The organism is Ruoffia sp. FAM 24228, assembly GCF_045528575.1.
In the GTDB taxonomy this organism is placed as follows: Bacteria; Bacillota; Bacilli; order Lactobacillales; family Aerococcaceae; genus Ruoffia; species Ruoffia halotolerans.
The window spans coordinates 1-25,622 of sequence record NZ_JBGQQZ010000016.1 but is presented as its reverse complement, the minus strand read 5'-3'; the positions used below and the strand labels follow the sequence as shown (position 1 = coordinate 25,622).

Annotated in this window: 40 protein-coding genes and 1 pseudogene; 3 read left to right on the top strand and 38 right to left on the bottom strand. The window is 36.4% G+C overall.

Annotated features, from left to right (window positions below):
• The first annotated feature begins 200 nt into the window (after positions 1-200).
• Complete coding sequence (locus ACEN33_RS04420; RefSeq protein WP_407090557.1) at positions 201-1,172, top strand: lactate/malate family dehydrogenase; 972 nt, start codon at positions 201-203, stop codon at positions 1,170-1,172.
• 114 nt (positions 1,173-1,286) lie between these two features.
• Here the strand turns inward: ACEN33_RS04420 and ACEN33_RS04415 are convergent, their stop codons facing one another.
• The 3 genes from ACEN33_RS04415 to ACEN33_RS04405 form a co-directional block, all read right to left on the bottom strand.
• Entirely contained in the window at positions 1,287-2,456 is a 1,170-nt protein-coding gene (locus ACEN33_RS04415; protein ID WP_407090558.1) for an ABC transporter substrate-binding protein, read from the bottom strand.
• A gap of 228 nt (positions 2,457-2,684) precedes the next feature.
• On the bottom strand, positions 2,685-4,163 hold the full coding sequence (locus ACEN33_RS04410) for a phosphate:AMP phosphotransferase (protein WP_407090559.1): 1,479 nt from the start codon (positions 4,161-4,163) through the stop codon (positions 2,685-2,687).
• Between the two features lie 75 nt (positions 4,164-4,238).
• Positions 4,239-4,634, bottom strand: a complete 396-nt coding sequence (locus ACEN33_RS04405; RefSeq protein ID WP_197103552.1) for a DUF3224 domain-containing protein — start codon at positions 4,632-4,634, stop codon at positions 4,239-4,241.
• Positions 4,635-4,857: 223 nt separating this feature from the next.
• Here ACEN33_RS04405 and thrC point away from each other — a divergent pair, with 223 nt between their 5' ends.
• Positions 4,858-6,339, top strand: a complete 1,482-nt coding sequence (gene thrC, locus ACEN33_RS04400; RefSeq protein WP_407090535.1) for a threonine synthase — start codon at positions 4,858-4,860, stop codon at positions 6,337-6,339.
• 60 nt (positions 6,340-6,399) lie between these two features.
• On the opposite strand, the gene ACEN33_RS04395 is transcribed toward thrC, so the two are convergent.
• On the bottom strand, positions 6,400-7,050 hold the full coding sequence (locus tag ACEN33_RS04395) for a hypothetical protein (RefSeq protein WP_407090536.1): 651 nt from the start codon (positions 7,048-7,050) through the stop codon (positions 6,400-6,402).
• A 136-nt stretch (positions 7,051-7,186) separates the two neighbouring features.
• On the opposite strand from ACEN33_RS04395, the gene ACEN33_RS04390 reads away from it, so the two are divergent.
• The gene (locus ACEN33_RS04390) at positions 7,187-7,696 is read left to right on the top strand and encodes a hypothetical protein (RefSeq protein ID WP_407094646.1); all 510 of its coding nucleotides are present in this window, start codon (positions 7,187-7,189) and stop codon (positions 7,694-7,696) included.
• 84 nt (positions 7,697-7,780) lie between these two features.
• On the opposite strand, the gene truA is transcribed toward ACEN33_RS04390, so the two are convergent.
• The 34 genes and pseudogenes from truA to ACEN33_RS04220 form a co-directional block, all read right to left on the bottom strand.
• Entirely contained in the window at positions 7,781-8,554 is a 774-nt protein-coding gene (truA, locus tag ACEN33_RS04385) for a tRNA pseudouridine(38-40) synthase TruA (RefSeq protein WP_407094645.1), read from the bottom strand.
• A gap of 22 nt (positions 8,555-8,576) precedes the next feature.
• Entirely contained in the window at positions 8,577-9,383 is an 807-nt protein-coding gene (locus tag ACEN33_RS04380) for an energy-coupling factor transporter transmembrane component T family protein (protein WP_407094644.1), read from the bottom strand.
• A complete protein-coding gene (locus ACEN33_RS04375; RefSeq protein ID WP_407090539.1) occupies positions 9,376-10,278 on the bottom strand; it encodes an energy-coupling factor ABC transporter ATP-binding protein in 903 nt (300 codons plus the stop codon). The genes ACEN33_RS04380 and ACEN33_RS04375 overlap by 8 nt, the downstream gene beginning before the upstream one ends.
• Positions 10,248-11,087 carry an energy-coupling factor ABC transporter ATP-binding protein gene (locus tag ACEN33_RS04370; RefSeq protein WP_407090540.1) on the bottom strand — a complete coding sequence of 280 codons (840 nt, stop codon included), beginning with the start codon at positions 11,085-11,087 and terminating at the stop codon, positions 10,248-10,250. The genes ACEN33_RS04375 and ACEN33_RS04370 overlap by 31 nt, the downstream gene beginning before the upstream one ends.
• 253 nt (positions 11,088-11,340) lie before the next feature.
• Positions 11,341-11,721, bottom strand: coding sequence for a 50S ribosomal protein L17 (gene rplQ, locus ACEN33_RS04365; protein ID WP_138404375.1), 381 nt, complete (start codon positions 11,719-11,721; stop codon positions 11,341-11,343).
• Between the two features lie 42 nt (positions 11,722-11,763).
• On the bottom strand, positions 11,764-12,708 hold the full coding sequence (locus tag ACEN33_RS04360) for a DNA-directed RNA polymerase subunit alpha (protein ID WP_218931539.1): 945 nt from the start codon (positions 12,706-12,708) through the stop codon (positions 11,764-11,766).
• Positions 12,709-12,791: 83 nt separating this feature from the next.
• Positions 12,792-13,184, bottom strand: coding sequence for a 30S ribosomal protein S11 (rpsK, locus tag ACEN33_RS04355; RefSeq protein WP_138404377.1), 393 nt, complete (start codon positions 13,182-13,184; stop codon positions 12,792-12,794).
• A gap of 27 nt (positions 13,185-13,211) precedes the next feature.
• Positions 13,212-13,574, bottom strand: a complete 363-nt coding sequence (gene rpsM / locus ACEN33_RS04350) for a 30S ribosomal protein S13 (RefSeq protein ID WP_138404378.1) — start codon at positions 13,572-13,574, stop codon at positions 13,212-13,214.
• 27 nt (positions 13,575-13,601) lie between these two features.
• Entirely contained in the window at positions 13,602-13,715 is a 114-nt protein-coding gene (rpmJ, locus tag ACEN33_RS04345; RefSeq protein WP_124058139.1) for a 50S ribosomal protein L36, read from the bottom strand.
• Positions 13,716-13,747: 32 nt separating this feature from the next.
• Positions 13,748-13,966, bottom strand: a complete 219-nt coding sequence (gene infA / locus ACEN33_RS04340; protein ID WP_138404379.1) for a translation initiation factor IF-1 — start codon at positions 13,964-13,966, stop codon at positions 13,748-13,750.
• 45 nt (positions 13,967-14,011) lie between these two features.
• Entirely contained in the window at positions 14,012-14,662 is a 651-nt protein-coding gene (locus ACEN33_RS04335; protein WP_407090541.1) for an adenylate kinase, read from the bottom strand.
• A 33-nt stretch (positions 14,663-14,695) separates the two neighbouring features.
• Positions 14,696-15,991 carry a preprotein translocase subunit SecY gene (secY, locus tag ACEN33_RS04330; RefSeq protein ID WP_407090542.1) on the bottom strand — a complete coding sequence of 432 codons (1,296 nt, stop codon included), beginning with the start codon at positions 15,989-15,991 and terminating at the stop codon, positions 14,696-14,698.
• A complete protein-coding gene (gene rplO / locus ACEN33_RS04325; RefSeq protein ID WP_407090543.1) occupies positions 15,991-16,431 on the bottom strand; it encodes a 50S ribosomal protein L15 in 441 nt (146 codons plus the stop codon). The genes secY and rplO overlap by 1 nt, the downstream gene beginning before the upstream one ends.
• Before the next feature lie 33 nt (positions 16,432-16,464).
• A complete protein-coding gene (rpmD, locus tag ACEN33_RS04320; protein WP_138404383.1) occupies positions 16,465-16,644 on the bottom strand; it encodes a 50S ribosomal protein L30 in 180 nt (59 codons plus the stop codon).
• Positions 16,645-16,655: 11 nt separating this feature from the next.
• Positions 16,656-17,159 carry a 30S ribosomal protein S5 gene (gene rpsE / locus ACEN33_RS04315; RefSeq protein ID WP_138404384.1) on the bottom strand — a complete coding sequence of 168 codons (504 nt, stop codon included), beginning with the start codon at positions 17,157-17,159 and terminating at the stop codon, positions 16,656-16,658.
• Positions 17,160-17,180: 21 nt separating this feature from the next.
• The gene (gene rplR, locus ACEN33_RS04310) at positions 17,181-17,540 is read right to left on the bottom strand and encodes a 50S ribosomal protein L18 (protein ID WP_138404385.1); all 360 of its coding nucleotides are present in this window, start codon (positions 17,538-17,540) and stop codon (positions 17,181-17,183) included.
• 27 nt (positions 17,541-17,567) lie between these two features.
• Entirely contained in the window at positions 17,568-18,104 is a 537-nt protein-coding gene (gene rplF / locus ACEN33_RS04305; RefSeq protein WP_138404386.1) for a 50S ribosomal protein L6, read from the bottom strand.
• A 41-nt stretch (positions 18,105-18,145) separates the two neighbouring features.
• Positions 18,146-18,544, bottom strand: a complete 399-nt coding sequence (rpsH, locus tag ACEN33_RS04300; protein ID WP_138404387.1) for a 30S ribosomal protein S8 — start codon at positions 18,542-18,544, stop codon at positions 18,146-18,148.
• A 34-nt stretch (positions 18,545-18,578) separates the two neighbouring features.
• A complete protein-coding gene (locus ACEN33_RS04295) occupies positions 18,579-18,764 on the bottom strand; it encodes a type Z 30S ribosomal protein S14 (RefSeq protein ID WP_138404388.1) in 186 nt (61 codons plus the stop codon).
• Positions 18,765-18,782: 18 nt separating this feature from the next.
• Positions 18,783-19,325, bottom strand: coding sequence for a 50S ribosomal protein L5 (rplE, locus tag ACEN33_RS04290; RefSeq protein ID WP_138404389.1), 543 nt, complete (start codon positions 19,323-19,325; stop codon positions 18,783-18,785).
• Positions 19,326-19,352: 27 nt separating this feature from the next.
• Entirely contained in the window at positions 19,353-19,655 is a 303-nt protein-coding gene (gene rplX / locus ACEN33_RS04285; RefSeq protein ID WP_138404390.1) for a 50S ribosomal protein L24, read from the bottom strand.
• 26 nt (positions 19,656-19,681) lie between these two features.
• Positions 19,682-20,050 (bottom strand): 50S ribosomal protein L14, encoded by a 369-nt coding sequence (rplN, locus tag ACEN33_RS04280; protein WP_138404391.1) that lies wholly within the window; start codon positions 20,048-20,050, stop codon positions 19,682-19,684.
• Between the two features lie 34 nt (positions 20,051-20,084).
• On the bottom strand, positions 20,085-20,351 hold the full coding sequence (gene rpsQ / locus ACEN33_RS04275; RefSeq protein WP_138404392.1) for a 30S ribosomal protein S17: 267 nt from the start codon (positions 20,349-20,351) through the stop codon (positions 20,085-20,087).
• Positions 20,352-20,371: 20 nt separating this feature from the next.
• Positions 20,372-20,566, bottom strand: coding sequence for a 50S ribosomal protein L29 (gene rpmC / locus ACEN33_RS04270; protein WP_138404393.1), 195 nt, complete (start codon positions 20,564-20,566; stop codon positions 20,372-20,374).
• A complete protein-coding gene (gene rplP / locus ACEN33_RS04265; protein ID WP_138404394.1) occupies positions 20,556-20,990 on the bottom strand; it encodes a 50S ribosomal protein L16 in 435 nt (144 codons plus the stop codon). The genes rpmC and rplP overlap by 11 nt, the downstream gene beginning before the upstream one ends.
• Positions 20,991-20,992: 2 nt before the next feature.
• Positions 20,993-21,652, bottom strand: a complete 660-nt coding sequence (gene rpsC, locus ACEN33_RS04260; protein WP_138404395.1) for a 30S ribosomal protein S3 — start codon at positions 21,650-21,652, stop codon at positions 20,993-20,995.
• A 3-nt stretch (positions 21,653-21,655) separates the two neighbouring features.
• Positions 21,656-22,012, bottom strand: a complete 357-nt coding sequence (gene rplV, locus ACEN33_RS04255) for a 50S ribosomal protein L22 (RefSeq protein WP_138404396.1) — start codon at positions 22,010-22,012, stop codon at positions 21,656-21,658.
• Positions 22,013-22,029: 17 nt separating this feature from the next.
• Entirely contained in the window at positions 22,030-22,311 is a 282-nt protein-coding gene (rpsS, locus tag ACEN33_RS04250) for a 30S ribosomal protein S19 (protein WP_138404397.1), read from the bottom strand.
• A 37-nt stretch (positions 22,312-22,348) separates the two neighbouring features.
• Positions 22,349-23,179 carry a 50S ribosomal protein L2 gene (gene rplB, locus ACEN33_RS04245; protein ID WP_138404398.1) on the bottom strand — a complete coding sequence of 277 codons (831 nt, stop codon included), beginning with the start codon at positions 23,177-23,179 and terminating at the stop codon, positions 22,349-22,351.
• A 33-nt stretch (positions 23,180-23,212) separates the two neighbouring features.
• Positions 23,213-23,515: a 50S ribosomal protein L23 gene (rplW, locus tag ACEN33_RS04240; protein ID WP_138404399.1), complete on the bottom strand. Its 303-nt coding sequence runs from the start codon at positions 23,513-23,515 to the stop codon at positions 23,213-23,215.
• Positions 23,515-24,138, bottom strand: coding sequence for a 50S ribosomal protein L4 (gene rplD / locus ACEN33_RS04235; RefSeq protein ID WP_138404400.1), 624 nt, complete (start codon positions 24,136-24,138; stop codon positions 23,515-23,517). Before rplD ends, rplW begins: the two co-directional genes overlap by 1 nt.
• A gap of 20 nt (positions 24,139-24,158) precedes the next feature.
• Positions 24,159-24,791, bottom strand: a complete 633-nt coding sequence (gene rplC, locus ACEN33_RS04230; protein ID WP_197103581.1) for a 50S ribosomal protein L3 — start codon at positions 24,789-24,791, stop codon at positions 24,159-24,161.
• A gap of 27 nt (positions 24,792-24,818) precedes the next feature.
• Positions 24,819-25,127 carry a 30S ribosomal protein S10 gene (gene rpsJ / locus ACEN33_RS04225; RefSeq protein WP_138404402.1) on the bottom strand — a complete coding sequence of 103 codons (309 nt, stop codon included), beginning with the start codon at positions 25,125-25,127 and terminating at the stop codon, positions 24,819-24,821.
• A 377-nt stretch (positions 25,128-25,504) separates the two neighbouring features.
• A pseudogene (locus ACEN33_RS04220) lies at positions 25,505-25,622 on the bottom strand (IS30 family transposase); the annotation flags it as partial.

The window sequence follows — 25,622 nt, the reverse complement described above, 5'->3', positions numbered from 1 at the left end:
GTTGTTAGATTTATAATAAACGATTAATTAGATTAAGTCAACATTTTTTTAACTATAATCTCATTCACTTTTCATATAATAGTGAAATTTGCTGAGTTATACTCATATAGTATACTTTATATTAATTATTTCTTTAAAAAACAGTTTTTATATGTTTAAATAAGAATATTATTAAAATTTTAATTTAAAGGAGCTTGAAAATGAAGTCACAAAAATTAGGGATTATCGGAGTTGGGCACGTAGGAGAGCATGTCTTAGCATACGCAAGTTCTTCTAACTTATTTGGAGAAATTGTCGTTATAGATTCTAGAGAAGAACTAGCTTTCGGTGAAGCTTTAGACCAAGATCATGCAACTGGATTACTTTCTCGTCCAAACGTCAACATCTACTCATCAAATGCTTATAATGATTTAAGTGATGCGGATGTTATCATCGTATCAGCAACACACGTCTATCCCAAAGGTGAAGTGCCAGCGGACCGTCAACAATTAATAACGAACAATGCTTCAATTATTCGTTCAATTATGAAAAACATTAGTGAAGTCACTCAGGAAGCAATTATTATCTTTATTACGAATCCAGCTGATACTGTCATTTATATGGCTGCGAATGAATTCTCATATCCAAAAGAACGTATGATGAGTACTGGATGCATGTTAGATTCTGCAAGATTACGTTATATCATCGGTAAGCATTACAACGTTGATCCTAAATCAGTCAATGGATACATGATGGGTGAGCATGGTTATAGTGCTGTACCAATCTTAAGCCGTTTAAGTGTTGCTGGTATTCCTTATGACCAATTATCAAAGCATTTCCCTGATATTGAACCGTTAACTGCTGATGAAGTTCAAGAAAAAGTTGTTCAAGCAGCTTATGAAGTATTCGATAACAAATTTGGAGTAACAAACGCGGCAGTGGCGCAATCATCGATTGAACTAGCTCGGGCAATTCTCTTGGATGAACATTCAATTTATCCGATTAGTACACCGTTACTCGAGGGAGAATACAATACAGAACGACCTGTGGCATTTAGTACACCTACGGTGATTACACGTCAAGGTTGGACTAAACGATTTGAAGTGCCATTAAATGAATGGGAAACTGAGAAATTAAATGTCTCAGCTGAAAGTATTCGTGCTTCGATTGATTTAGCAGAATCATTACTATAATCATTAACTATTCCGGCTGAGAGGTAATTACATCTCAGCTTTTTTGTATTGAATATTATATTTTTACACTAAAAAAGCAGAAGGACAATGCCTTCTGCGTGTATATAATACTTATTATTCTGCTGATACGTTCTCAGCCGATACAATTTCGCCTTCTTGTAGTTCAATCATAACCGCTGGTTTAACTGGGTTATGGTTTTCATCAATCGCGAATGTTCCTGTCACTCCTGCAAATTCTGTTGTATCAGCAATTGCATCTGTAATCGCTTGGGGATCTGTTGAACCGCTACGCTCGATTGCATCAATAATTAGCATTGCTGCATCATAACCTAGCGCATTCCATGTTCCCCCCTCTTTGCCGTACTTCTCTTCAAAGGCAGTAAGGAAATCTTGAACCGACTCTTCTTCACTTTCGTTTGAGAAGTGGTCAGTATAGTAGATATCGTTTGCGTTCTCTGTTCCAGCAAGGTCTAATAAAACTTCACTTGAGAATCCGTCAGGTCCAATAATTGGTTGCTCAATCCCCATCTCGCGGGCTTGTTTAATAATTAATCCTGCTTCAGTATAATATGCTGGAATATAAATAACATCAAAGTCTTGTGTCAACGCTGTTGTTAGAATGGCAGAAAAGTCTGTGTCTCCAGCTGTAAATGAATCTTCATTAACAATTGTTCCACCACTACTTTCAAATTCAGAATTAAAGTTATCAGCTAATCCGCGAGAATAATCCGAAGATTGATCGACAAATACGATTGCATTTGTTGCACTTAAATCTTCAGCAGCAAAAGTTGCACCGGCACTACCTTGATATGAGTTATTGAAGCATACTCTAAAGAAATATTCTAATACATCTCCCGCTGAATCAAAAGTAATGTCATCATCGGTTGCTGATGGAGATACCATTGGAATGTTCGCCTCTGTGAAAATTGGCAGTTGCGCCTCTGTGTTTCCTGTTGTTGCCGGTCCGACCACTCCAACAACTCCTTCAGCTACTAACCTTTGAGCAACAGATGCAGACTCAGTCACGTTACTTTGATTATCATAACTCACAATCTCAATTTCTTGACCATCAAGTACTCCACCATTGGCATTCACTTCTTCAACAGCTAACTCTAAACCTTCTAACATTTGAGTCCCATAAGACGCAGCGTCCCCGGATAATTCATAGTTAGCACCAATTTTTACGGTATCTTGTGCTGAAGTTAAGACTGGTGATAGAAGTGCAGATGCTATAGTGACTCCTGTAATAATGTGTTTCCCTATTTGTTTAATTTTAATATTCATAATTTCCTCCAAATTTTATAAGTTAAATTTTTCCGGCAGGCCGAGTAATAATAGGCCTGCCACCATTAATCGACTGTCGTTATCTAATTGTAAGTTGCTTTCTGTATCTCCCATTATTATCCTCCTCTTCTTATAAAATTTGTATTCTAAATTATATTCTATACAATAAAATGAGAAAAGACAACACTTTTCTCATTTTAAATTAATATTAAGTTATAATTTTGATGCTTATGACTCTGGTAACTCACTTAAATGCTCTTTAATATGATTAATAAAGTGCTTTAATACTTCAATTCTGGCAAATTTCTTTTGATTAGTCGCAACAATATACCACGGAGCGTTAGCCGTATGGGTACGATCTAGCATCTCTTCATAAGCAGCAATATATTCATCCCACTGGCTTCGATTGCGCCAATCATCTTCGGTAATTTTATAATTCTTATCTGGTTCTTCTTGGCGATCTTCAAAACGCTCTTTTTGCTCATCTTCATCAATATACATAAAGAATTTCATCACAATACTTCCGTGATCTGTTAATACTTTTTCCGTATGATTAATCTCATCATAAGCGCGTTCCCATTCTGACTCTGAAGCAAACCCTTCGATTCGTTCAACGAGAACACGACCATACCAGCTTCGGTCAAAGATGGCCATGTCTCCATCTTTGGGGAATTTGGTCCAAAAACGCCATAAATAATGATAGCTGTTTTCTAAATCTGTCGGTGCTTTAATTCCATGAATCGTATAACTTCGAGGATCAATATGGCGCGTCAATCTTTGGATTGCTCCACCCTTACCAGCCGCATCTACCCCTTCAAAAGCAGTAATAATAGCAATATCTTTCGTATAACAATCATAAACTAAATCAGCAGCTTCCTTTTGTAAAATTTCTAATTCTTTGTCGTACTCTTTATCTGAGATTGTCTTAGATAAATCAAACTCATCTAACTGGGTATCTTCTATATAATATTTACGATCCGATTTATCTGCTCGCTCTCTTGCTAAAGTCACTCGTTCAATCCCTGATGTGATTTCTTCGAGCGTAATACCTAAAACAGTCTTAGCTGCTAACTTTCTGTCTTCTGCATTAATTATATTCCATGGACTTTCAGGCACATCTGTTTTCTTTAAGACTTTATCAAACCATTCTAAATATTCTTCATAGTTTTTGTTTTGTTTATAATCATTATCTGATAGTAAAAATTGACGGAATTTAGAATCTTCTAAAGCTTCTATATTTTTACTTTGGGTTTTTTCTTTAATATGTAAAAAGAATTTAATAACAATAGTGCCATCATCCAGAAGCATATGTTCTAAGTTTAATAATTCTTCAGTTCTTTGCTTTAATTTATCACTCGATCGTTCATCTTTGTTCATAACCTGTGAGTAAAAACTTTGATCAAATACGACGACTTCTTCGTGACTTGGTAGTTTTTGCCAAAAACGCCACACGCTTGGATGTAGATAATCAACATCAGACCGACTGTCAAATAGTTCAACTTTGACATAACGCGGGTCTAATTCTCTTGTTAAATCATTAATAATGTCGCCCTTCCCTGAGCTCTCCCAACCATCCACTAGGATGAGCACAGGTATCTTTAATCTTTGGACGATTCTTTGTAACTTATCAATTTCTTCCCCTAGATTCGACCGTTTAAAATTGTCATAGCGATCATCAATATCATCGAAATCATATTTTTTTAACATACACTTTCCTCTTCCTTTCATGATACTTAGTCCAAAAAATTAAGTTGATTGTTACAAAAGTGCCAACTTTCCTACTTAAAACTCAATATCAAAATTAATTTCATAAACACTTTCCGAAAGAATACCATCATAGTCGTAACGACCGACTAACATACTTAGTTCTTCACTCGCATCAATAATTCTACCGTTGATTTTCAATATATTATTTTGTACCCGACCATCTTCCTGAGCTGTGAAGCTTCCCTGCTTACCATCGATGGTGCCTTGAAATTCAGCAAAACCACGAATTAATTCTGGAGTAACGTCGGCTTCTGATTGATGTGTTAGGTAATTAGCTTCAATCGTTCCCGTAATTTCCTTGCTTCTAATCTCATAACTTACATTCCAAACAGTGATGACTTTATCTTTATTATCTGTCAAAATATTTTGTTTAAAGTCTCTTTTTACTTTTCCAGTTGTTGACACTAACATGGCAATCATCCTTTCTTATTTCGTACATTTTAGCATTATTCCACATTAAGTTCTAATATACACACTCGTTGAAAAAACTATTTCACTGACTTTGTAATCGGTTGTATTTCCAAACTTAATTATGTACCTTTATATAATTCTATTGAATTTTTACTTAAACATTGCTGAAAGTAAACTTTTTCAGTATAATTTGAATGATATAAAATGAGAAAAAGGTGAGAATATGAATTATAAAAGTACCCGTAACTCGAAGAACATCGTAACACCCTCTCAAGCTATACTCCAAGGACTTGCTACCGATGGTGGTTTATACGTTCCAGAATCCTTCCCAAGTTTTGACTTAAATTGGGAAATACTCAGTCAATATACTTATCAAGAAATGGCTCACTTTATTTTAAAACCATTTCTATCCGACTTTTCGGACAAGCAGCTAAAACGTTGTATTGAATTAGCCTATGATAATAAATTTGACACAGAAGTGATTGCACCGGTAGTAGACATTGATGAGAAGCATTATCACCTGGAATTATTCCATGGATCAACGATTGCTTTTAAAGATATGGCCTTATCGATATTACCCCACTTAATGAAAACTTCTGCTGAGATTAATAATAATTACAATGATATCCTAATCTTAACGGCGACCTCTGGTGATACTGGTAAAGCAGCAATGGCTGGATTCTCAGATGTTCCCGGAACTAAAATCATCGTCTTCTATCCTAAGGGTGGTGTGAGTTCCATTCAGGAGCAACAGATGCTTACGCAAACAGGAGATAATACACACGTAGTTTCTATCGTTGGAAACTTTGATGATGCCCAAACTGAAGTGAAAAACTTATTTAATGATTCAGTTCTGCGTGATGAACTTCAATCGTCTGACAGCCAATTTTCTTCAGCAAATTCTATGAATATCGGCCGTTTAGTCCCACAAATTGTGTATTATTTTTATGCATACGCTCAACTTGTGAAGCAAGGGAAGATTGATGCAGGCAGTGAAATTGATTTTAGTGTACCCACAGGGAATTTTGGTAATATACTCGCTGGTTACTACGCTAAACGTTCAGGTCTACCAATTGGTAAACTACTGTGTGCTTCAAATGATAATAAAGTGCTTTATGATTTCTTCCAAGACGGTGAATATAACCGTCAACGTGACTTTATATTAACGATTTCTCCTTCAATGGACATTCTAGTTTCTAGTAATTTAGAACGTCTCGTCTATCATGCTGTAAATGAAGATAGCGAGCGTTTAAGCGACTTAATGGAACAATTAGACACTAAGGGTCACTATACTTTAACAGACGAGGAGCAGGCGCATTTTTCAAGTTTCCTATCTGACTATGTGACCGAAGCTCAAACTAAAGAGGAAATTAATATTGTTTACAGAAAAACCGGCTATATTATGGATACCCACACAGCAGTGGCTTCTAGAGCATGGCGCAATCTCAACCAAGAAGGACTTTCAACGAACCCTGCTGTTATTGTTTCAACTGCCAGCCCTTACAAATTTCCTGAGGCTGTTTTAGTTGCGCTTGGTGTTGAAGCTGAAACGTTAACAGATCGAGAACTTTTAGATAAATTAAATGAATTATCAAATATCCCGTATCCACCAGCAATTGAAGGTTTACTAGAGGCAGAAAGATTACACGATACTACTATAGAGGTTTCTGACATGCGCGAATTTGTTCGAAATATTGCAAAATAAGTAATCGTAGATACACAAAAGGCAGAAGTACTTCATGTTCTTCTGCCTTTTCTTATATGATTATGCTTTTGTTTTTTCTTCTTTAACCCATGAGTCAATTTTACTAATCTCTTCAACGATATATGCATGAAGCGTTGTGTTTAACTCTTCAAAACCATCAATTTCTCTAATTGGTGTAAAATCATTGATTAACTCACTCATGAATCTTTCTAGTAAGCCATCCGAAAGTTCAATTGATTTATTAATAATGGTATGCAAGTTACCGATTAATTGGTATCGACTTCCAATTAATTCACCGAAATCATTCGATTTATCACGTTCTTTAATTAATACAACGCGACCTAAATAATAATCGTAGAATGCGATATAAGTTTTACCATTAAAGTAATAGTTTAATAATACTTCACAATCTCTAAGTGAAAAATCTTTCTTATGTTTTAAACTTAACGTATCATCCACATTTTTGTTGATAGTTGCAAAGATTTCTTTCGCAACTGTTTCTTCATTGGTTAAATCAGATGCAATGTCTTCAATATTAAACAATGGTGTATTCCAAACCGATTCACGACGGCTAAAACGGAAGAAGAATTTATAATAATCGTGTAATAAGTAATTACGACGACGGATATTATAAACGATATATTTTTGGGCTGGATCTTTGATATAATCAGCGGCTAAACGGATTGCTTGGTTCTCAGTAATATATTGCATTAATTTCTCTCCTTAATTATACTAATAATTAGCTACTCATATGATACCATTTAATAAATATTAATTGAATGTTTAAATGGGTAAATTAATTTAAATACTTTATAAACATACCACAAAAATCGAAAAGAGGGTAATAATGTACATAAGACAAACGAAGAAAAGTGAAATTCCTGAAGTTATGAAAGTGATTGAATACGGCAGACAATTACAAAGAAAGAATGGGAACAATATTCAATGGCCAAATCATTATCCCGCAGCTAGTGATATTGAAACAGATATCTTAAATAACCATAGTTATGTTTGTGTGATAGACGATCAGGACCAAACGGACTTACCAGAGGAAACAATTGTTGCTACAATGTGTATTCAAAGTGGCGAAGATCCAACCTATCAAGAAATCAATGGCAAGTGGCTTAATGATCGTCCTTATGTTACTATTCACCGAATTGCTTCTAATCAACAGATTAATGGTGCCGGAAGCTTTTGTATGCAGTATGTCATAGATCATTACGACAATATAAAAATCGATACACATCGAAAGAATACTTCTATGATTGCTTTAATCGAAAAATTTGGTTTTCAACATTGCGGTGATATTATCATTGAAGACGGAACACCTAGAGAAGTTTTTCAATATTCTAAATAATTTTGTTCCTGGCTAATATTTCGGTCAGGTATATTTTTGTGAATAAAAAAACCTATGATCTTCACTCATAGGTCAGTTTGAAAGTTATTTAAATGGATCCACTTCATAATCAACACGCATTAAGAACAGGCCATTCGGTGGCGCTGTTGGTCCCGCTTCATTTCGGTCTTTTACTTCTAATAGCCTTTGCATCTCATCCACTGGCTTTAAGCCATCTCCAATTTGAAGGAGCGTTCCAACCAGTATACGAACCATATTGTATAAAAAACCTTTTCCATAAAAACGGAAGACTAATTCGTTCTTCGCTTCATCTATCCAAGCTTCAGCTTCTAACACATGGCGCACTTTATTCTCAATGTCAGTTTTCGTAGAACAAAAACTTGTAAAATCATGTTCACCAACAATAATCTTAAGCGCCTCTTGAATTCGTTCCAAATTAAAAGCATACGGATGATGACTCGTGTATAATCGCTTGAACGGATCGGGAAAATCATTAATATCTATCCGATACTGATACTCTTTACCGATGGCATGATAGCGAGCATGAAATTCATCCGATACTTGCGCTACATCGACGATTCGAATAGATTGGTCTAAGATACTGTTCAATGCCTTACGCATTGAATTAGGCTGTATTTTAGCTGGATAATCGACATGGATGACTTGTCCGAGTGCATGAACACCAGAATCAGTTCTTCCCGATGTTGAATTCTTAATTAATTCCCCGGGTTTAGCCTTTGCCATTATATGTAAGGCCTTTTGCAAAGCTTCTTGTATCGATGGCCCATTTGGTTGCACTTGATAGCCGACATAGTTAGTGCCGTCATATTGAATTTTTAACGCATAACGTGTCGTCATTCAGTTTACCTCCAATTACAAATTATCCAATAAATATTCGAATCGCAATTAACGCCGTTGTTACTAATAATAAAGTTAAGAGTGCATAAGCATCTATTTTTGAGAATTTTAATTGTCTATATTTTGTCCGACCTTCCCCACCTCGATAACCTCGAGCTTCCATGGCAATCGCCATCTCATCAGCCCGGTTAAATGCGCTAACGAACAGTGGAATTAAGATGGGTACCATAGCCTTAACACGGTCAATGAAACTACCTTCATCGAATTCTACCCCTCGAGCTCTTTGAGCATTCATAATCTTTTGCGCTTCATCCATCAAAGTAGGAACATAACGTAAAGCAATGGAGAGCATTAACGCCACTTCGTGTGATGGAAAACCTAAACGAGACAACGGTCTTAATAAGTGTTCAATACCATCTGTTAATTCTAATGGTGCTGTTGTAAGAGTTAAGATGGTTGACATCATAATAATTAAGACTAATCGCATAAAGATATAAATCGCATTGATTACCCCTAAAGATGTAATTGTTATCGGACCTAATTGGAAATAAACCGTTCCTCCCACAGTAAATAACATCTGAAATATAACGGTAAACATAATAATCCACAACATTGGTCGAATTCCACGTAAAAAGTAAGATATAGAAATATTACTTAATTTGATGACAAAAAATACAAATGCTGCAAGGAGTAAGTAAGCTAGCCAATGATTTGCTAAAAAAACAATCACAATGAAAGAGAAACTACCTAATAACTTAGTGCGGGGATCTAATTCATGAATTATTGAATTACCTTGTAAATAGCGGCCTAAAAGTAATTTATCAAACATTTTCTGACACCTCACTCTTTAGAGTACGAGATTGTTTAATTTTTACAATCTCATCTGCTAGTTGCTCTACTGTAATCGGTTGAGTCTCTTTTATATAAGTTGTTTCTAACTGAGTATCAATATCTTTAAAAAACTGTAGCGAATGAGGTAGAGATAATTGTAATGTGTCTAGTTTATCCTCATCTTTAAAAATTTCTAATGGTTCTCCTGTCTTAACCACTGTTCCATTCTCCATCACAATGACATTATCGGCATATAAAGCCACATCTTCCATTTGATGTGTTACTAAAACGAGTGTGATGTTTTGTTCGCGATGTAAATTTACAAACATCTCTAGCATGTACTTCTGACCCGCTGGATCTAAACCAGCTGTCGGTTCATCAAGAACGAGAACGCTTGGTTCCAAGGCTAGAACACCAGCAATAGCGACACGTCTCATTTGACCTCCACTCAAGTCAAACGGAGATCGGTCGTAAAGATTCTCAGATAAACCGACTAAAGACAGTTTCTCACGCGCAATGCGTTCAGCTTCTTCTTCGGATACATCAAAGTTTAAAGGTCCAAACATGACATCTTTTAAGACGGTTTCTTCAAATAACTGAGACTCTGGAAATTGAAACACAACACTGACTTGTTTTCTCAGTGCTTTTAAATTTTTATTTTTTGAATCAGCAGTAATTTCTACATCATTAATCTTTACAGTACCATGCGTTGGTCGTAACAACACGTTTAGATGTTGGATAAGTGTTGATTTTCCTGACCCAGTATGTCCGATAATGGCAGTAATCTTTCCTTTAGGAATACTTAAGTTCACATTTTTTAATGCAGAAACGGCAAATGGACTACCCGCATTATAAATATGATCTACATTGTTAAATACGATTGGATTATCCATTGTAATAAAGCCTCCTCATCAAAATATTCATCCGGTATATCTACTCCACGCTCCATTAAAGCATGTTTCAACTTCTGTGTGAATGGTAAATCTAGTCCCATATCAATGAGACCTTCACCTAAATTAAAGATATCGGCAGGAACACCTTCACTTTTCTTTTCGCCATCTTTCATCACAATAATTCGATCTGCTTTGGAAGCTTCATCGATATCATGTGTGATAGAGATAACAGTTAAATCATATTGTTCTTTTACTTTCTCAATTGCTTCAATCACTTCTTCGCGACCCAAAGGATCTAACATCGCCGTTGCTTCATCTAGTAAAATTACATCTGGTCGTAAAGCAATGACGCTTGCAAGTGCCACTCTTTGTTTTTGCCCACCAGATAAACGAGCGGGTTCTTTCTTTTTATGATCAGACATTCTAACTTGTTGAAGTGCTTCATCAACACGTTGAATCATCTCTAGACGTTCAACTCCATTGTTTTCTAGACCAAAAGCAACATCGTCTTCAACCGTTGCCCCAACAAATTGGTTATCAGGATTTTGAAAGACCATTCCGACAGATCTTCTAGCTTCCCAAACGGTTTCTTCATCTAGTAATTTACCATTGATAAATACTTTTCCACTTTCAGGCACCAAAAGACCATTCATAATTTTTGCTAAAGTTGACTTCCCTGATCCGTTTGGTCCGATTAATGCAACCCATTCCCCTTTATTGATGGTCAGATTAACATTCGTCAAAGCAAAAGACTCTACGCCTTGATATTGAAATGATATATCTTTTAACTCGATGATAGGACTTTTCATTATTATCTTCCTTTCGCGACACATCTTTCTGATTTTTTCATAGGTAAATATACCATTTAATTCGATTCTTTTCTCAAAACAATCATATACTTAACTATAAAAAAAGCACTTACGATAGAAGCACATGGATTGGAGGAGAAAATCCCCTCCAATCTAAGCAATAAACATTGCTTGTGCATTAGAGCTAGACCAAATTATTGATCATAACACTCTCCATCATTAAGTGACTAAACTATTGGTTCTTATTAAATTATTAAACTAACTCTAAGATTACCATTGGAGCAGCGTCACCACGTCGTGGTCCTTTTTTAAGGATACGAGTATAACCTCCATTACGGTTTTCATAACGGTTAGCATAATTATCGAATAAACGATCTAATACTGATTCAATAATTACTTCGTCATCTTCAATACGAGCATCAGCTAATTCGCGGCGTAAGAATGAAGCTGCCTTACGACGAGAAGCTAAGTCACCTTTCTTACCTAATGTAATCATTTTTTCAACAGTTTTACGAACTTCTTTAGCACGAGCTTCTGTTGTTTCGATACGTTCGTTGATAATTACATCAGTCGTTAAATCACGTAGTAATGCTTTACGTTGTGTACTTGTACGTCCTAATTTACGGTATGCCATTAAGATTCCTCCATTTCTTGTAAAATAAACCCTAATGATCTATTATTCGTCGTCTTTCAGACTTAGGCCTAGATCATCTAATTTGCCTTTAACTTCTGATAATGATTTACGTCCTAAGTTACGAACTTTCATCATTTCAGCTTCAGTTTTATTTGTAAGTTCTTGAATTGTATTAATTCCAGCACGTTTCAAGCAGTTGTAAGATCGAACAGATAAGTCTAATTCTTCAATTGTCATGATAAGAACTTTTTCTTTTTCTGCTTCTTCTTTTTCAACCATGATTTCTGCTTCGCGTGCTTCATCGTTTAAGTTAACAAAGATATTTAAATGTTCAGTCAATATTTTTGCAGCTAAACTTAAAGATTTTTCTGGACTAATTGATCCGTCTGTCCAAATGTCTAAAGTCAATTTATCAAATATATTCTTTTGACCAATACGTGTATTTTCAACTTGATAATTCACTTTTTCAATTGGTGTATATATTGAATCGATTGGTAATACACCAATTGGCATATCATCACTCTTATTGTATTCGCTACGTGCATAACCTCGACCGTTGGACACGCTAATACGCATGTTCAATTCTGCATCTTCGGCTAAGGTACAAATATGTAAATCAGGATTTAAAATTTGTACATCATTATCATGAATAATGTCAGCAGCTGTTACTGTTTTTGGACCCGCAACATTTAATTCAATTACTTTGCTTTCTTCTGTGTGCAATTTAAGGGCTAACTTCTTCAAGTTTAAAATGATCGTAGGAACATCTTCCACTACACCATCGACTGTAGCAAACTCATGAAGCACACCATCAATTTGAATATTAGTTACTGCTGCACCTGGTAATGAAGATAGCAGAATACGACGTAATGAGTTTCCAAGAGTTGTTCCATATCCACGTTCTAATGGTTCAATCACGATCTTGCCAAATTTTTCATCTTCACTGACTTCAACCGTAGTAATCTCTGGTTTTTCAATCTCGATCATTAGTAATTTTCCCCTTTCAATACGTTATGTCTCAATGATAATTTTGTAGCAACATTAAAAGTTTTTAAATATAGGAATTATCATTAAACACGACGACGTTTTGGTGGACGAGCACCGTTATGTGGGATTGGGGTTACGTCACGAATTGCTGAAACCTCTAATCCAGCTGCCTGTAATGAACGGATTGCCGATTCACGACCAGATCCTGGTCCTTTAACTGCAACCTCTACAGATTTCATACCATGTTCCATTGCGCCTTTAGCAGCAACTTCTGATGCCATTTGAGCAGCAAATGGAGTAGATTTTTTTGATCCACGGAATCCTAATGATCCTGCTGATGACCAAGAAAGTGCGTTACCATTCTCGTCTGTAATCATAACGATTGTATTATTGAATGTTGAACGAATATGTGCGATTCCACGTTCAATATTTTTTCTGTCGCGACGACGTCTACGAGCTTGTTGTCTTTTTGCCATGAAGTCTTAACCTCCCTTTTAAATTAATTATTTCTTACCTTGAACTGCTTTTTTAGGACCTTTACGGGTACGAGCGTTGTTTTTAGTGTTTTGTCCGCGAACTGGTAAGTTACGACGGTGACGGTTACCACGGTATGATCCGATTTCTTGTAAACGTTTGATGTCTAAACTTACTTCACGACGTAAATCACCTTCAACTTTGATTCCGTCAACAATAGAACGTAAACGGTCTAATTCATCGTTAGATAAATCTTGTACGCGAGTGTTTTCAGATACATTAGCATCTGCACAGATTTGTTTTGCTGTAGTGTTCCCGATTCCAAAGATATATGTTAATGAAATAACAATACGTTTGTCACGTGGAATATCAACTCCTGCTATACGAGCCATAGACTAGTTTCCTCCTTTTTCTTAAAATTAACCTTGACGTTGTTTGTGTTTTGGATTTTCGCAAATTACCATTACTTTACCATTACGGCGGATAACTTTGCACTTCTCACAAATTGGTTTTACTGATGCTCTAACTTTCATCATTTTCCCTCCTTAAACTTCTTAACCATCGACTATTTAAAGCGATATGTAATTCGACCTTTTGTCAAATCATAAGGAGACATTTCAACTGTTACTTTATCTCCTGGCAAAATACGGATATAGTTCATACGAATTTTACCTGAAACATGAGCTAAAATTTCGTGGCCATTTTCTAATTCAACTTTGAACATTGCATTTGGCAAGGTTTCTAATATAATTCCTTCTACTTCAATAACATCATCTTTAGCCATTAATACTTCCTCCTTTTTTTACCAGTTAGTGAAATGCTTTGGTATCTATTCTCCAAGAATATTACGTATCTCACGATAAACTACTTCAATCGGATTTTCACCACTAATGCGGTGTAGTATGTTTTTATCATCGTAGAATTCTAAGATCGGTTTAATTGATTCCATCTGTAAGTTAATACGATGTCTAACTTTTTCTGGCTTGTCGTCTTCACGTTGATAGAAGTCATGAGAACCACAGTTATCACAAACACCATCAACTGAAGGTGGATTGTATACTTTATGATACGTAGCTCCACAATCACGACAAATAATTCTACCGCTTAGACGTTTTTCAAGGACATCTGAATCAACATCGATATAAATAACAGCGTCAATATCAGAATTCATATCTTTTAAATTCTCTTCTAGTGCATGTGCTTGGTGAAGCGTTCTTGGGTACCCGTCTAGCATAAACCCATCTGCTTGTACATCTGATTGTGATAAACGTTCACGAACTAAGTTATTCGTGACATCATCCGGCACAAGATTACCAGCATCTGTATATGATTTAGCTTCTAATCCCAATTTCGTTTCATTCTTAATTGCTTCACGGAAGATATCCCCTGTTGCAATATGTACCATTGAATAATCTGTGGAGATATGTTCACTTTGTGTTCCTTTCCCTGCTCCGGGAAGGCCCATTAATAAAATATTCATATAAATCGTCCTTACTTATTTAATATCGATGAACTATTGATAAAGAAATCCTTTATAGCGACGTTTTACCATTCTACCTTCGATTTGTTTAGTTGTTTCTATAGCAACACCTACAACAATCAAAATACTTGTTCCACTTAATGAAATATTCATTGGTATTTCCCAGATAAATCCAGCAACGATCGGTAATACGGCGATTAATGTTAGATATAATGCGCCGACCCCACTTAAGCGATTAATTAATTGTGTAATAAATGTCTCGGTATCATTACCAGGACGTACACTTGGAATATAAGCGCCTTGTTTCTGTAAATTTTCTGCTACTTTCTCAGGGTTAACCTGTACTAATGAATAGAAATAAGTAAAGGCAATGAGTAATACAGTATAGAATACTGCTCCTAATGGATGTTGTAAGTTAAACAAGTTTCCGAAAAACTGCATCACTGGACCTGCGTTGTCAGTACTTAAGAAAGAAAAGATTGTTTGTGGTGTTGTAATAAACGACGTTGCGAAAATTACAGGAATAACACCAGCAGAGTTAATCTTTAATGGTAAGTGCGCTGTATGACGGGCACCAGTTGCTTTCTTAGAGTGATGAATTGGAATACGTCTTTGTGCTCTTTCCATTAGAACAACAATAACAATACTTACGATGATTACTAGTACGATGGCTAATAAAATCAGTAAATTTTGGGTCAGTTCATTACCTGTCACACCTGATATAGATGATTGGAAAAATCCATAAAAATCTTTTGGCACTTCTGCAACAATACCGGCGAAGATCAACATAGATACTCCGTTTCCGACACCATTACGCGTGATTTGCTCACCTAACCAAACTAAGAACATTGTTCCAGCCGTTAAGATTAAAGCAATTGTTAGATAAGTTGCCATTGTAGGGTCATTAATTAAACCTAAACCAGATAACTGGTTAAACCCAAATGATAATCCTAAAGATTGGATAAAACCTAAAACTATTGCTGTGTAAGTAGTAGCTTGATTAAGCTTACGTCTACCGACTTCACCTTGTTTGGCCCATTCGGTAAACTTAGGAACTAAGTCCATTTGCAATAATTGCATAATGATTGATGCAGTAATGTATGGCGATACACCCATAGCAAAGATAGAATATCTTTGTAGTGCACCTCCACCAAAAGTATTCAATAAACCTAATACCCCAGTGTTGCCTAATGTTTGTAAAGCACCAGCATTAACACCTGGTACTGGGATATGAGACCCTAAACGGAATACTGCGAAGATAAATAATGTATATAAAATTCTACGTCGAATATCTCTAACAGTGAATGCATTTTTCAAGAAGGAAAACATTAAATCACCTCAATCGATCCACCAGCACCAGTGATAGCTTCTTCTGCAGATTTAGAGAATTTAGCAGCTTGAACTGTTAATGTTTTCTCTAATTTACCATCACCTAAAATTTTAATTCCTGATAATTCGTTTTTCACAACGCCAGTTTCGATTAATAAAGCTGGTGTAACTGTTGTGCCATCTTCAAAACGATTTAATGTTTCTAAGTTCACTACAGCATAATCTTTACGATTGATGTTAGTGAAACCACGTTTTGGTAAACGACGGAATAAAGGTGTTTGTCCACCTTCAAATCCTAAACGTACTCCACCGCCTGAACGTGCTTTTTGACCTTTTTGTCCACGACCAGCTGTTTTTCCGTTCCCTGAACCTTGTCCACGCCCAACACGGTTACGTAATTTGCGTGATCCTTCAGCAGGTTGTAATGTATGAAGTTTCATTCCTTCGGCACCTCCTTATATAAGATTTTAAACTTAAGCTTCTTTGACTTCTACTAAATGGCTTATTGTACGAACCATTCCACGAACAGATTCATTGTCAGGTTTCACTACACTCTTATTAAGTTTTGTTAAGCCTAACGCTTTAGCTGTTTGAATTTGGTTTTGTTTACGTCCAATAAAGCTACGTTTTAATGTGATTTCTAAGTTGGCCATTGAATGTCCTCCTAACCTAAAAGTTCTTCGACTGATTTGCCACGTAATGCAGCAACTTCATCGGCTTCTTTAAGATTTTTAAGACCTTCAACAGTTGCAGAAATCATGTTAATTGGTGTATTTGATCCAAGTGATTTACTTGTTACGTCAGCAATACCAGCTAACTCAATAACGGCACGAACTGGTCCACCAGCGGCAACCCCAGAACCGGCAGTTGCAGGCTTAAGTAATACTTGTCCTCCACAGAATTCACCAACGATTTCATGTGGAATAGTTGTTCCTGATGTAGGGACTTTAATCATGTTTTTCTTAGCATTTTCGATACCTTTACGGATTGCTTCTGGTACTTCTTGAGCTTTACCTGTAGCAAAACCAACGTGACCATTCTTATCACCAACAACTACTAAAGCAGAGAAACGTAGACGGCGTCCACCTTTAACAACTTTAGTTACGCGGTTAATCGCAACTACGCGATCTTCAATTTCGCCTAATGTTTCTGGATTAATAAATTCCATTAAACAATGTTCCCCTTTCTATTAAAATTCTAAGCCGTTTTCACGAGCAGCTTCAGCTAATGCTTGTACACGTCCGTGATATACATATCCACCACGGTCAAATACTACTGTTTTATGTCCAGCAGCTGTTGCGCGATCGGCAACTAATTTACCAACTGATGCAGCTTGTTCGACTTTTGATCCATTTGATTTAACTTCTTCGTCTTGTGAAGAGGCACTGACTAGCGTCACACCCGCTACGTCATCAATTAATTGAGCGTAGATGTTAGTATTCGAACGGAATACACTTAAGCGTGGGCACTCTGCAGTACCAGAGATTCTATTACGGATACGTAAATGTCTTTTTTTACGTAATTTATTTCTTTCTGGTTTTGAAATCATTTTGTCACCTCTTTAATTTTTTATTTATTATTTACCAGTTTTACCTTCTTTACGGCGAACAAATTCACCAACATAGCGAATTCCTTTACCTTTATACGGCTCTGGTGGACGAACTGCACGAATGTTTGCTGCTAATTCTCCAACTTTTTCTTTGTTGAATCCTTGAACGATGATTTGTGTATTCGAAGGAACTTCAAAATCTACACCTTCGCTAGCTTCGAATTCAACTGGGTGTGATAAACCAACACTCAATGTAAGTTTGTTACCTTGTTTTTGTGCACGATAACCTACACCGATTAATTCTAATTCTTTTTTAAATCCTGTAGACACACCTTCGATCATGTTAGCAATTAATGAACGAGTTGTACCATGGATTGAGCGGTTAGCTTTATTGTCATTTGGACGAGTGAAAGTGATTTCGTTATCCGCGATTTCTAATGAAATTGCTGGCGATAGTTCACGAGTTAATTCGCCTTTTGGGCCTTTAACAGTTGCTGTAGTACCATTTAGTTCTACGGTAACTCCTGATGGAATTACTACAGGTTTTTTACCTATACGACTCACAGTACCGCACCTCCTTATATTTTATAATATTTATCTACAAATTACCAAACGTATGCTAAAATTTCTCCACCGATTTTTTCATTTCTTGCAACTTTATCAGTTACTAAGCCACGAGAAGTTGAGACGATTGCGATTCCTAAGCCATTTAAAACTTTAGGAATATCTTCAGATTTAGCGTAAACACGTAAACCTGGTTTAGAAATACGTTTTAGACCTGTAATAACTTTTTCGTTATTACGTCCGTATTTTAAGTTTAATTTAATTACATTTTGTTTGTTATCTTCAGTTACTTCATAACCTTTAATGAAACCTTCGTTTTTTAAGATTTCAGCAATTGCCACTTTAGTATTAGAAGATGGTGCTGTTACAGATGTATGTTTTTGTGCATTTGCATTACGAATTCTTGTTAGAAAATCTGCAATTGGATCTGTCATTACCATGTGTATTTACCTCCTTAGTTTAAAAGTATTTGAATTACCAGCTTGCTTTCTTAACGCCAGGAATTTGTCCTTTATAAGCAAGTTCACGGAAGCAAATACGGCAAAGTTTGAACTTACGGTAAACTGAATGCGGACGTCCACAACGTTCACAACGTGTGTATTCTCTTACTTTATATTTTGGTGTACGTTGATTTTTTTCTACCATTGATTTTTTAGCCAATACGATTCGCCTCCTTTATTATTTTTTAAACGGCATACCTAACTCTTTAAGTAAGGCATGTGATTCTTCGTCAGTGTTTGCTGTTGTTACGATTACAATATCCATTCCACGAACTTTATCTACGTTATCGTAGTTAATTTCTGGGAAAATTAATTGTTCTTTAACACCTAAAGTGTAGTTTCCACGACCATCAAAGGCTTTGTTTGAGATACCTTGGAAGTCACGTACACGTGGTAATGATACTGTGATCAATTTGTCTAAGAAGTCATACATTCTTTGTCCACGTAAAGTAACTTTAGCTCCAATTGGCATTCCCTCACGAAGACGGAAACCTGCAATTGATTTCTTAGCTTTAGTAATAACTGGTTTTTGTCCAGTTAATAATGTTAATTCTGCAACTGCTTTATCTAAGTTTTTAGCATTTGAAACTGCATCACCAACACCCATGTTAACAACAATTTTATCTATTTTTGGTACTTCCATAACAGAAGAGTAGTTAAATTGTTCAACTAATTTGCTAGTGATTTCGTTATTATATCTTTGTTTTAAACGGCTTTCCATTAAACTTTGTCCTCCTTCCCAAAATGATTAGTTAAGTGTTGTATCTGATTTTTTAGAGAAACGTACTTTTTTACCATCTTCAAAACGGTAACCAACGCGTGTTGCTTCTCCGTTAGAATCTACTAATTTTACGTTTGATACATGAATTGGAGCAGGGAATTCTTCGATTCCACCTGTCGCCATTTGAGTAGGTTTTTGGTGACGTTTATGGATGTTTAATCCTTCAACGATCACTTTATCTTGCTTAGGTAAAGTTTTAAGAACTGTTCCTGTTTCGCCTTTATCTTTACCAGCAATAATTTTTACTGTATCTCCTGATTTAATGCGCATGAATTGTTTCCTCCTTCGTAATTGGATTAAAGAACTTCTGGAGCTAATGATACGATACGCATGAAGTTGTTGTCACGTAATTCACGTGCAACTGGTCCAAAAATACGTGTTCCACGAGGTGTCTTATCATCACGAATAATGACACATGCATTTTCGTCAAATTTTATATAAGACCCATCATTACGGCGAGCTCCTGTTTTTGTGCGTACGATTACTGCTTTTACTACGTCACCTTTTTTGACAACTCCACCTGGTGTTGCATGTTTAACTGTTGCAACAATTACATCACCAATGTTAGCTGTTCTACGACCTGATCCACCTAGTACTTTAATAGTTAATACTTCACGTGCACCAGAGTTGTCGGCAACTTTTAATCGACTTTCTTGTTGAATCATTCCGATGTCCTCCTTCCGATTTCTTCTTTATGTATTAGATAATTACAGCTTCTTCAACGATATCTAATAAACGGAAGCGTTTCGTTTTAGATAATGGACGAGTTTCCATAATGCGGACGATGTCGCCTTCTTTTGCGCTGTTATTTTCATCATGTGCTGTATATTTTTTTGAATATTTAACACGTTTACCGTATTTAGGGTGTACTACACGAGTTTCAACAACAACAGAGATTGTTTTGTCTCCTTTGTCTGAAACGACACGACCACGATAAACTTTACGTTTGTTACGTTCTTCAGTCATTTAACATCTGCCTCCTTTTATTATTTAGTCAGTTCTTGTTCACGTAAGACAGTTTTAATACGAGCGATTGTTTTACGTACTTGACGTAAACGGGCAGTGTTTTCTAATTGTCCTGTTGCTAATTGGAATCGAAGATTGAATAATTCTTTTTTATATTCTTTTTCTTTGTTAACCATATCAGCAGCGGATAATTCTCTAATTTCTTTAATTTGCATTCGATTCACCACCATATTCTTCACGTTTTACGAATTTTGTTTTGATAGGTAATTTGTTTGATGCAAGACGGAAAGCCTCACGAGCTACTTCTTCTGGAACTCCATCGATTTCAAACAAGATTTTACCACGTTTAACTGGAGCTACCCAACCTTCAGGTGCACCTTTACCGGATCCCATACGAACACCGATTGGTTTAGATGTGTATGATTTGTGAGGGAAGATTTTAATCCATACTTTCCCACCACGTTTCATATAACGAGTCATAGCTATACGAGCTGCTTCGATTTGACGGTTTGTGATCCATTTAGATTCAATGGCTCTTAATCCGTATGTTCCGAAGTCGATGTTTTTTCCACCTTTAGCTTCTCCGCGCATTTTACCACGGAATTCACGACGGTGTTTTACACGTTTAGGTACTAACATGATTAATTTCCTCCTCTCTGGTTGTTTTCATTTACTTCAGGAAGGATTTCTCCACGACAAATCCATACTTTAACTCCAAGTTTACCGTATGTAGTGTCTGCTTCTTCCCAAGCGTAGTCGATATCTGAGCGAAGTGTATGTAATGGAACTGTACCTTCACTGTAGTGTTCAGTACGTGCCATATCAGCACCGTTTAAACGACCAGATACTTGTGTTTTAACTCCTTGTGCACCAGCACGCATAACACGTTGGATAGCTTGCTTTTGAGCACGACGGAATGCAACACGGTTTTCTAATTGACGAGCAATATCTTCTGCTACTAATTTTGCGTCTAAGTTTGCTTGTTTAATTTCCACGATATTGATGTGTACTTTTTTACCAGTTAATTTATTTAACTGTGCACGTAGTGCATCAACTTCAGATCCACCTTTACCAATAACCATTCCTGGTTTAGCAGTATGAACTGAAACAATTACACGGTTAGCAGCACGTTCAATTTGAATTGTTGAAATTGAAGCGTCTGAAAGTTTACCGTAGATGTACTCACGAATGCGTAAATCTTCATGTAGGAAGTCGGCATACTTTTTATCAGCATACCATTTAGCATCCCAATCACGGATTACGCCAACACGCATACCTATTGGATGTACTTTTTGACCCATGTATTATGCCTCCTCTTTCTCTGATACCACAATTGTGATGTGGCTTGTTCTTTTATTGATTGGTGAAGCTGATCCTTTAGCACGAGGACGGAAACGTTTCATAGTTGGTCCTTCGTTAACAAAAGCTTCACTTACGAATAAGTTTTCTAAATCTAAATCATAGTTGTGTTCCGCGTTAGCAATAGCTGACATTAACACTTTTTCGACAGCAGGTGATGCTGATCTTGGTGTGAATTTCAGAATAGAAATTGCTTCACCTATGCTTTTTCCTCTAATTAAATCAGTTACTAGACGAACTTTACGAGGGGCAATGCGGATTGTTTTTGCTGTTGCTGTTGCAGATGTAATTTGTTCTGACATCTAATTTCCCTCCTTTATTAACGTCTTCCTGTTTTTTTATCGTCATTTGCATGACCTTTATATGTACGAGTTGGTGCGAATTCGCCCAATTTGTGTCCTACCATATCTTCTTGGATGTATACTGGGACATGTTTACGTCCATCATATACTGCAATTGTTAGCCCAATGAAGTTTGGGAAGATTGTTGAACGACGCGACCATGTTTTAATAACTTGTTTTTTCTGAGCATCTTCTTGAGCTTCTACTTTTTTCATTAAGTGTGCGTCAATAAATGGCCCTTTTTTCAAACTACGACTCACAGTGTAGCCTCCCTTCGGAAATTTAATCTATATACGATTATTTCTTACGTCCACGAACGATTAATTTACTTGATTTTTTCTTAGCATTACGAGTTTTAAGACCAAGAGTCTTTTTACCCCAAGGTGACATTGGACTTGGACGTCCGATTGGAGCGCGTCCTTCACCACCACCGTGTGGGTGATCGTTAGGGTTCATTACAGATCCACGAACAGTTGGACGTTTAGATAACCAACGTTTACGACCTGCTTTACCAATGTTAATTAATTCGTGTTGTTCGTTACCAACAGTTCCGATTGTTGCACGGCAAGTTGATAAGATCATACGAACTTCACCTGAAGCTAAACGTACTAATGTATATTTACCTTCTTGTCCTAATACTTGAGCACTTGTTCCAGCAGAACGAACTAATTGTCCACCTTTACCTGGTTTTAACTCAATATTGTGAATTACAGTACCAACTGGGATATTGATTAATGGTAATGCATTCCCTACTTTGATATCTGCTTCAGCACCTGATTCAATCTTTTGACCTACTTTAAGTCCTTTTGGTGCGATGATATATGTTTTAATTCCATCTTCGTAGTTAATTAATGCGATATTCGCGCTACGGTTTGGATCATATTCGATAGTTTTAACTGTTCCGACAACGTTGTCTTTGTTACGTTTAAAGTCGATAACACGGTAAGCACGTTTGTGTCCACCACCGTTGTGACGAACTGTGATTTTACCTTGGCTATTACGGCCAGCTCTTTGTTTTTTCGATTCTAATAATGATTTTTCAGGAGTTTTTGTTGTAATCTCTGAGAAGTCATAACCAGTCATATTACGACGACCGTTAGTTATCGGTTTGTAGTGTTTAATTGCCACTCGAATTCCCTCCTACTTATCTTATTTTGTGAATTATTCTTCGTCTTCTTCTGTTTCGAATAATTCGATGTTAGCTGAATCAGCTTTTAATGTGATGATTGCTTTTTTGTATTTACGTGTGAATCCTTGGTAACGACCCATACGTTTTGCTTTTCCTTCAACGTTGATAGTATTTACTTTCTCTACTTTAACGCCTTCAAACATAGCTTCAACAGCTTGTTTAATAAGGTTTTTGTTAGCACGACGATCTACTTCAAAAGTGTATTTGTTATCGTCAATGTTATACATAGATTGCTCAGTAATTACTGGACGTAGGATTACTTCTGAAAATTCCATTATGCTAATGCCTCCTCTACTGTTGATAATGCTGCTTGAGTGATTAATACTTTGTCATAGTTAACAACGTCTAATACGTTGATGTTGTTCTCGTCAATAACTTTAACGTTATCGATGTTACGAGCTGATAAGTATGCGTTATCGTTGTTATTTTCTAAAACGATTAATGTTTTAGTGTCTAAGTTTAAGTTAGATAAAATACCTTTAAGGTCTTTTGTTTTTGGTGCATCTAAGCTTAATCCATCAACAACTACAAATTTATCTTCAACAACTTTTTGTGATAATGCTGATAAAATTGCTAAACGACGTACTTTTCTTGGTAATTTGTAACTGTATGAACGAGGTGTCGGACCAAAGACAACTCCTCCCCCAACCCATTGTGGTGAGCGGATAGATCCTTGACGTGCACGACCTGTTCCTTTTTGTCTCCAAGGTTTACGTCCACCACCGCGAACTGCGTTACGGTTTTTAACTGCGTGTGTACCTTGACGTAATGATGCACGTTGCATGATTACTGCATCGAACATAACACTTTCGTTTGGTTCGATACCGAAGATCGATTCGTTTAACTCAACTTCTCCAGCTTGCGATCCGTCTTGTTTAAATAAAGTAACTTTTGTCATTCTCGTTCCTCCCCTCTTAATTAGTTAGATTTAACTGCTTTTTTAATTTGTACTAAAGATTTTTTAGCACCTGGTACATTACCTTTAATTAAGATAACGTTATCTTCAGGATTTACTGCAACGATTTCTAAGTTTTGAATCGTCACTTGTTCACTACCAGTTTGTCCAGGTAATTTTTTACCTTTTAAAACACGTGATGGTGAAGCTGCCATTGCCATCGCACCTGGGCGACGGTGGAAACGAGATCCGTGAGCCATTGGTCCACGAGCTTGGCCGTGACGTTTAATAACCCCTTGGAAACCTTTACCTTTAGATGTTCCTGTTACATCGATGATGTCTCCGACTGCGAATGTTTCTACAGTGATTTCTTGCCCAACTTCATATTCTCCTAGCTCGACATCACGAAATTCGCGAATGAAGCGCTTAGGAGTAGCGTTTGCTTTCGCTACATGACCTTTATGAGGTTTTGTTGCTAATACTTCACGTTTGTCTTGGAAACCTAATTGCACAGATTCATATCCATCTGTTTCATTTGATTTCACTTGTAATACAACGTTTGGTTGAGCTTCCACTACTGTTACAGGGATTAACTCACCATTCTCCGTAAAGAATTGCGTCATTCCTACTTTTGTTCCTAAGATTCCTTTGGTCATGAGTACACCTCCATTTTATTTTTTATTTTATAACTTAATTTCTACGTCTACACCACTTGGTAAATCTAATTTCATTAATGCATCAACTGTTTTAGCAGTTGGGTTAACGATATCGATTAAACGTTTGTGTGTGCGCATCTCAAATTGCTCACGTGAATCTTTATATTTATGCGGTGAACGGATAACTGTATATACCGAACGTTCTGTTGGTAATGGGATTGGCCCTACAGTTTGTGCTCCAGTTCTTTGTGCAGATTCTACGATTTTGTTCGCTGATACATCAAGAGCGCGGTGCTCATAAGCTTTCAGACGAATACGAATTTTTTGGTTTGCCATTGTTTTTCCTCCTCCGTCAAATTTGTTAAATTGACTTGCTCCGCAAGAATTACCGACTACACTGGTCATTGGCAACTCAGCCTAGCGTGTCGCAACCTCTCACTTCATAGCTCGCCCACCTTATAATATAGGGGGCTGTGTTACGTTCAGCAGAAATATATCTACTTATGACACAACGAATATTATAACGAACACAACACTTAGAAGCAAGATTTTTTCGCATTTTTTTAAAAAAAATTCAAAATAATATTTCTTTCTATTATATATACACGTTTTGTGTCTCTATTTAAGCTTTGTAACATTTTAATGGAAAATCCTGGTGGATGGAAGTTTTTTTTATATTTATTTATTATTACTTATTTTTGTATCTTAAATTGTCAAATTAAGTGCAACACAGTTTTATAAAAGATTTCATAAGGTGTTTTCCAATTCAAACATTTTTTGGGACGTGTATTTAATTTCGTTGCCCAACCTTGTATCTCTTCATCAGTTGCA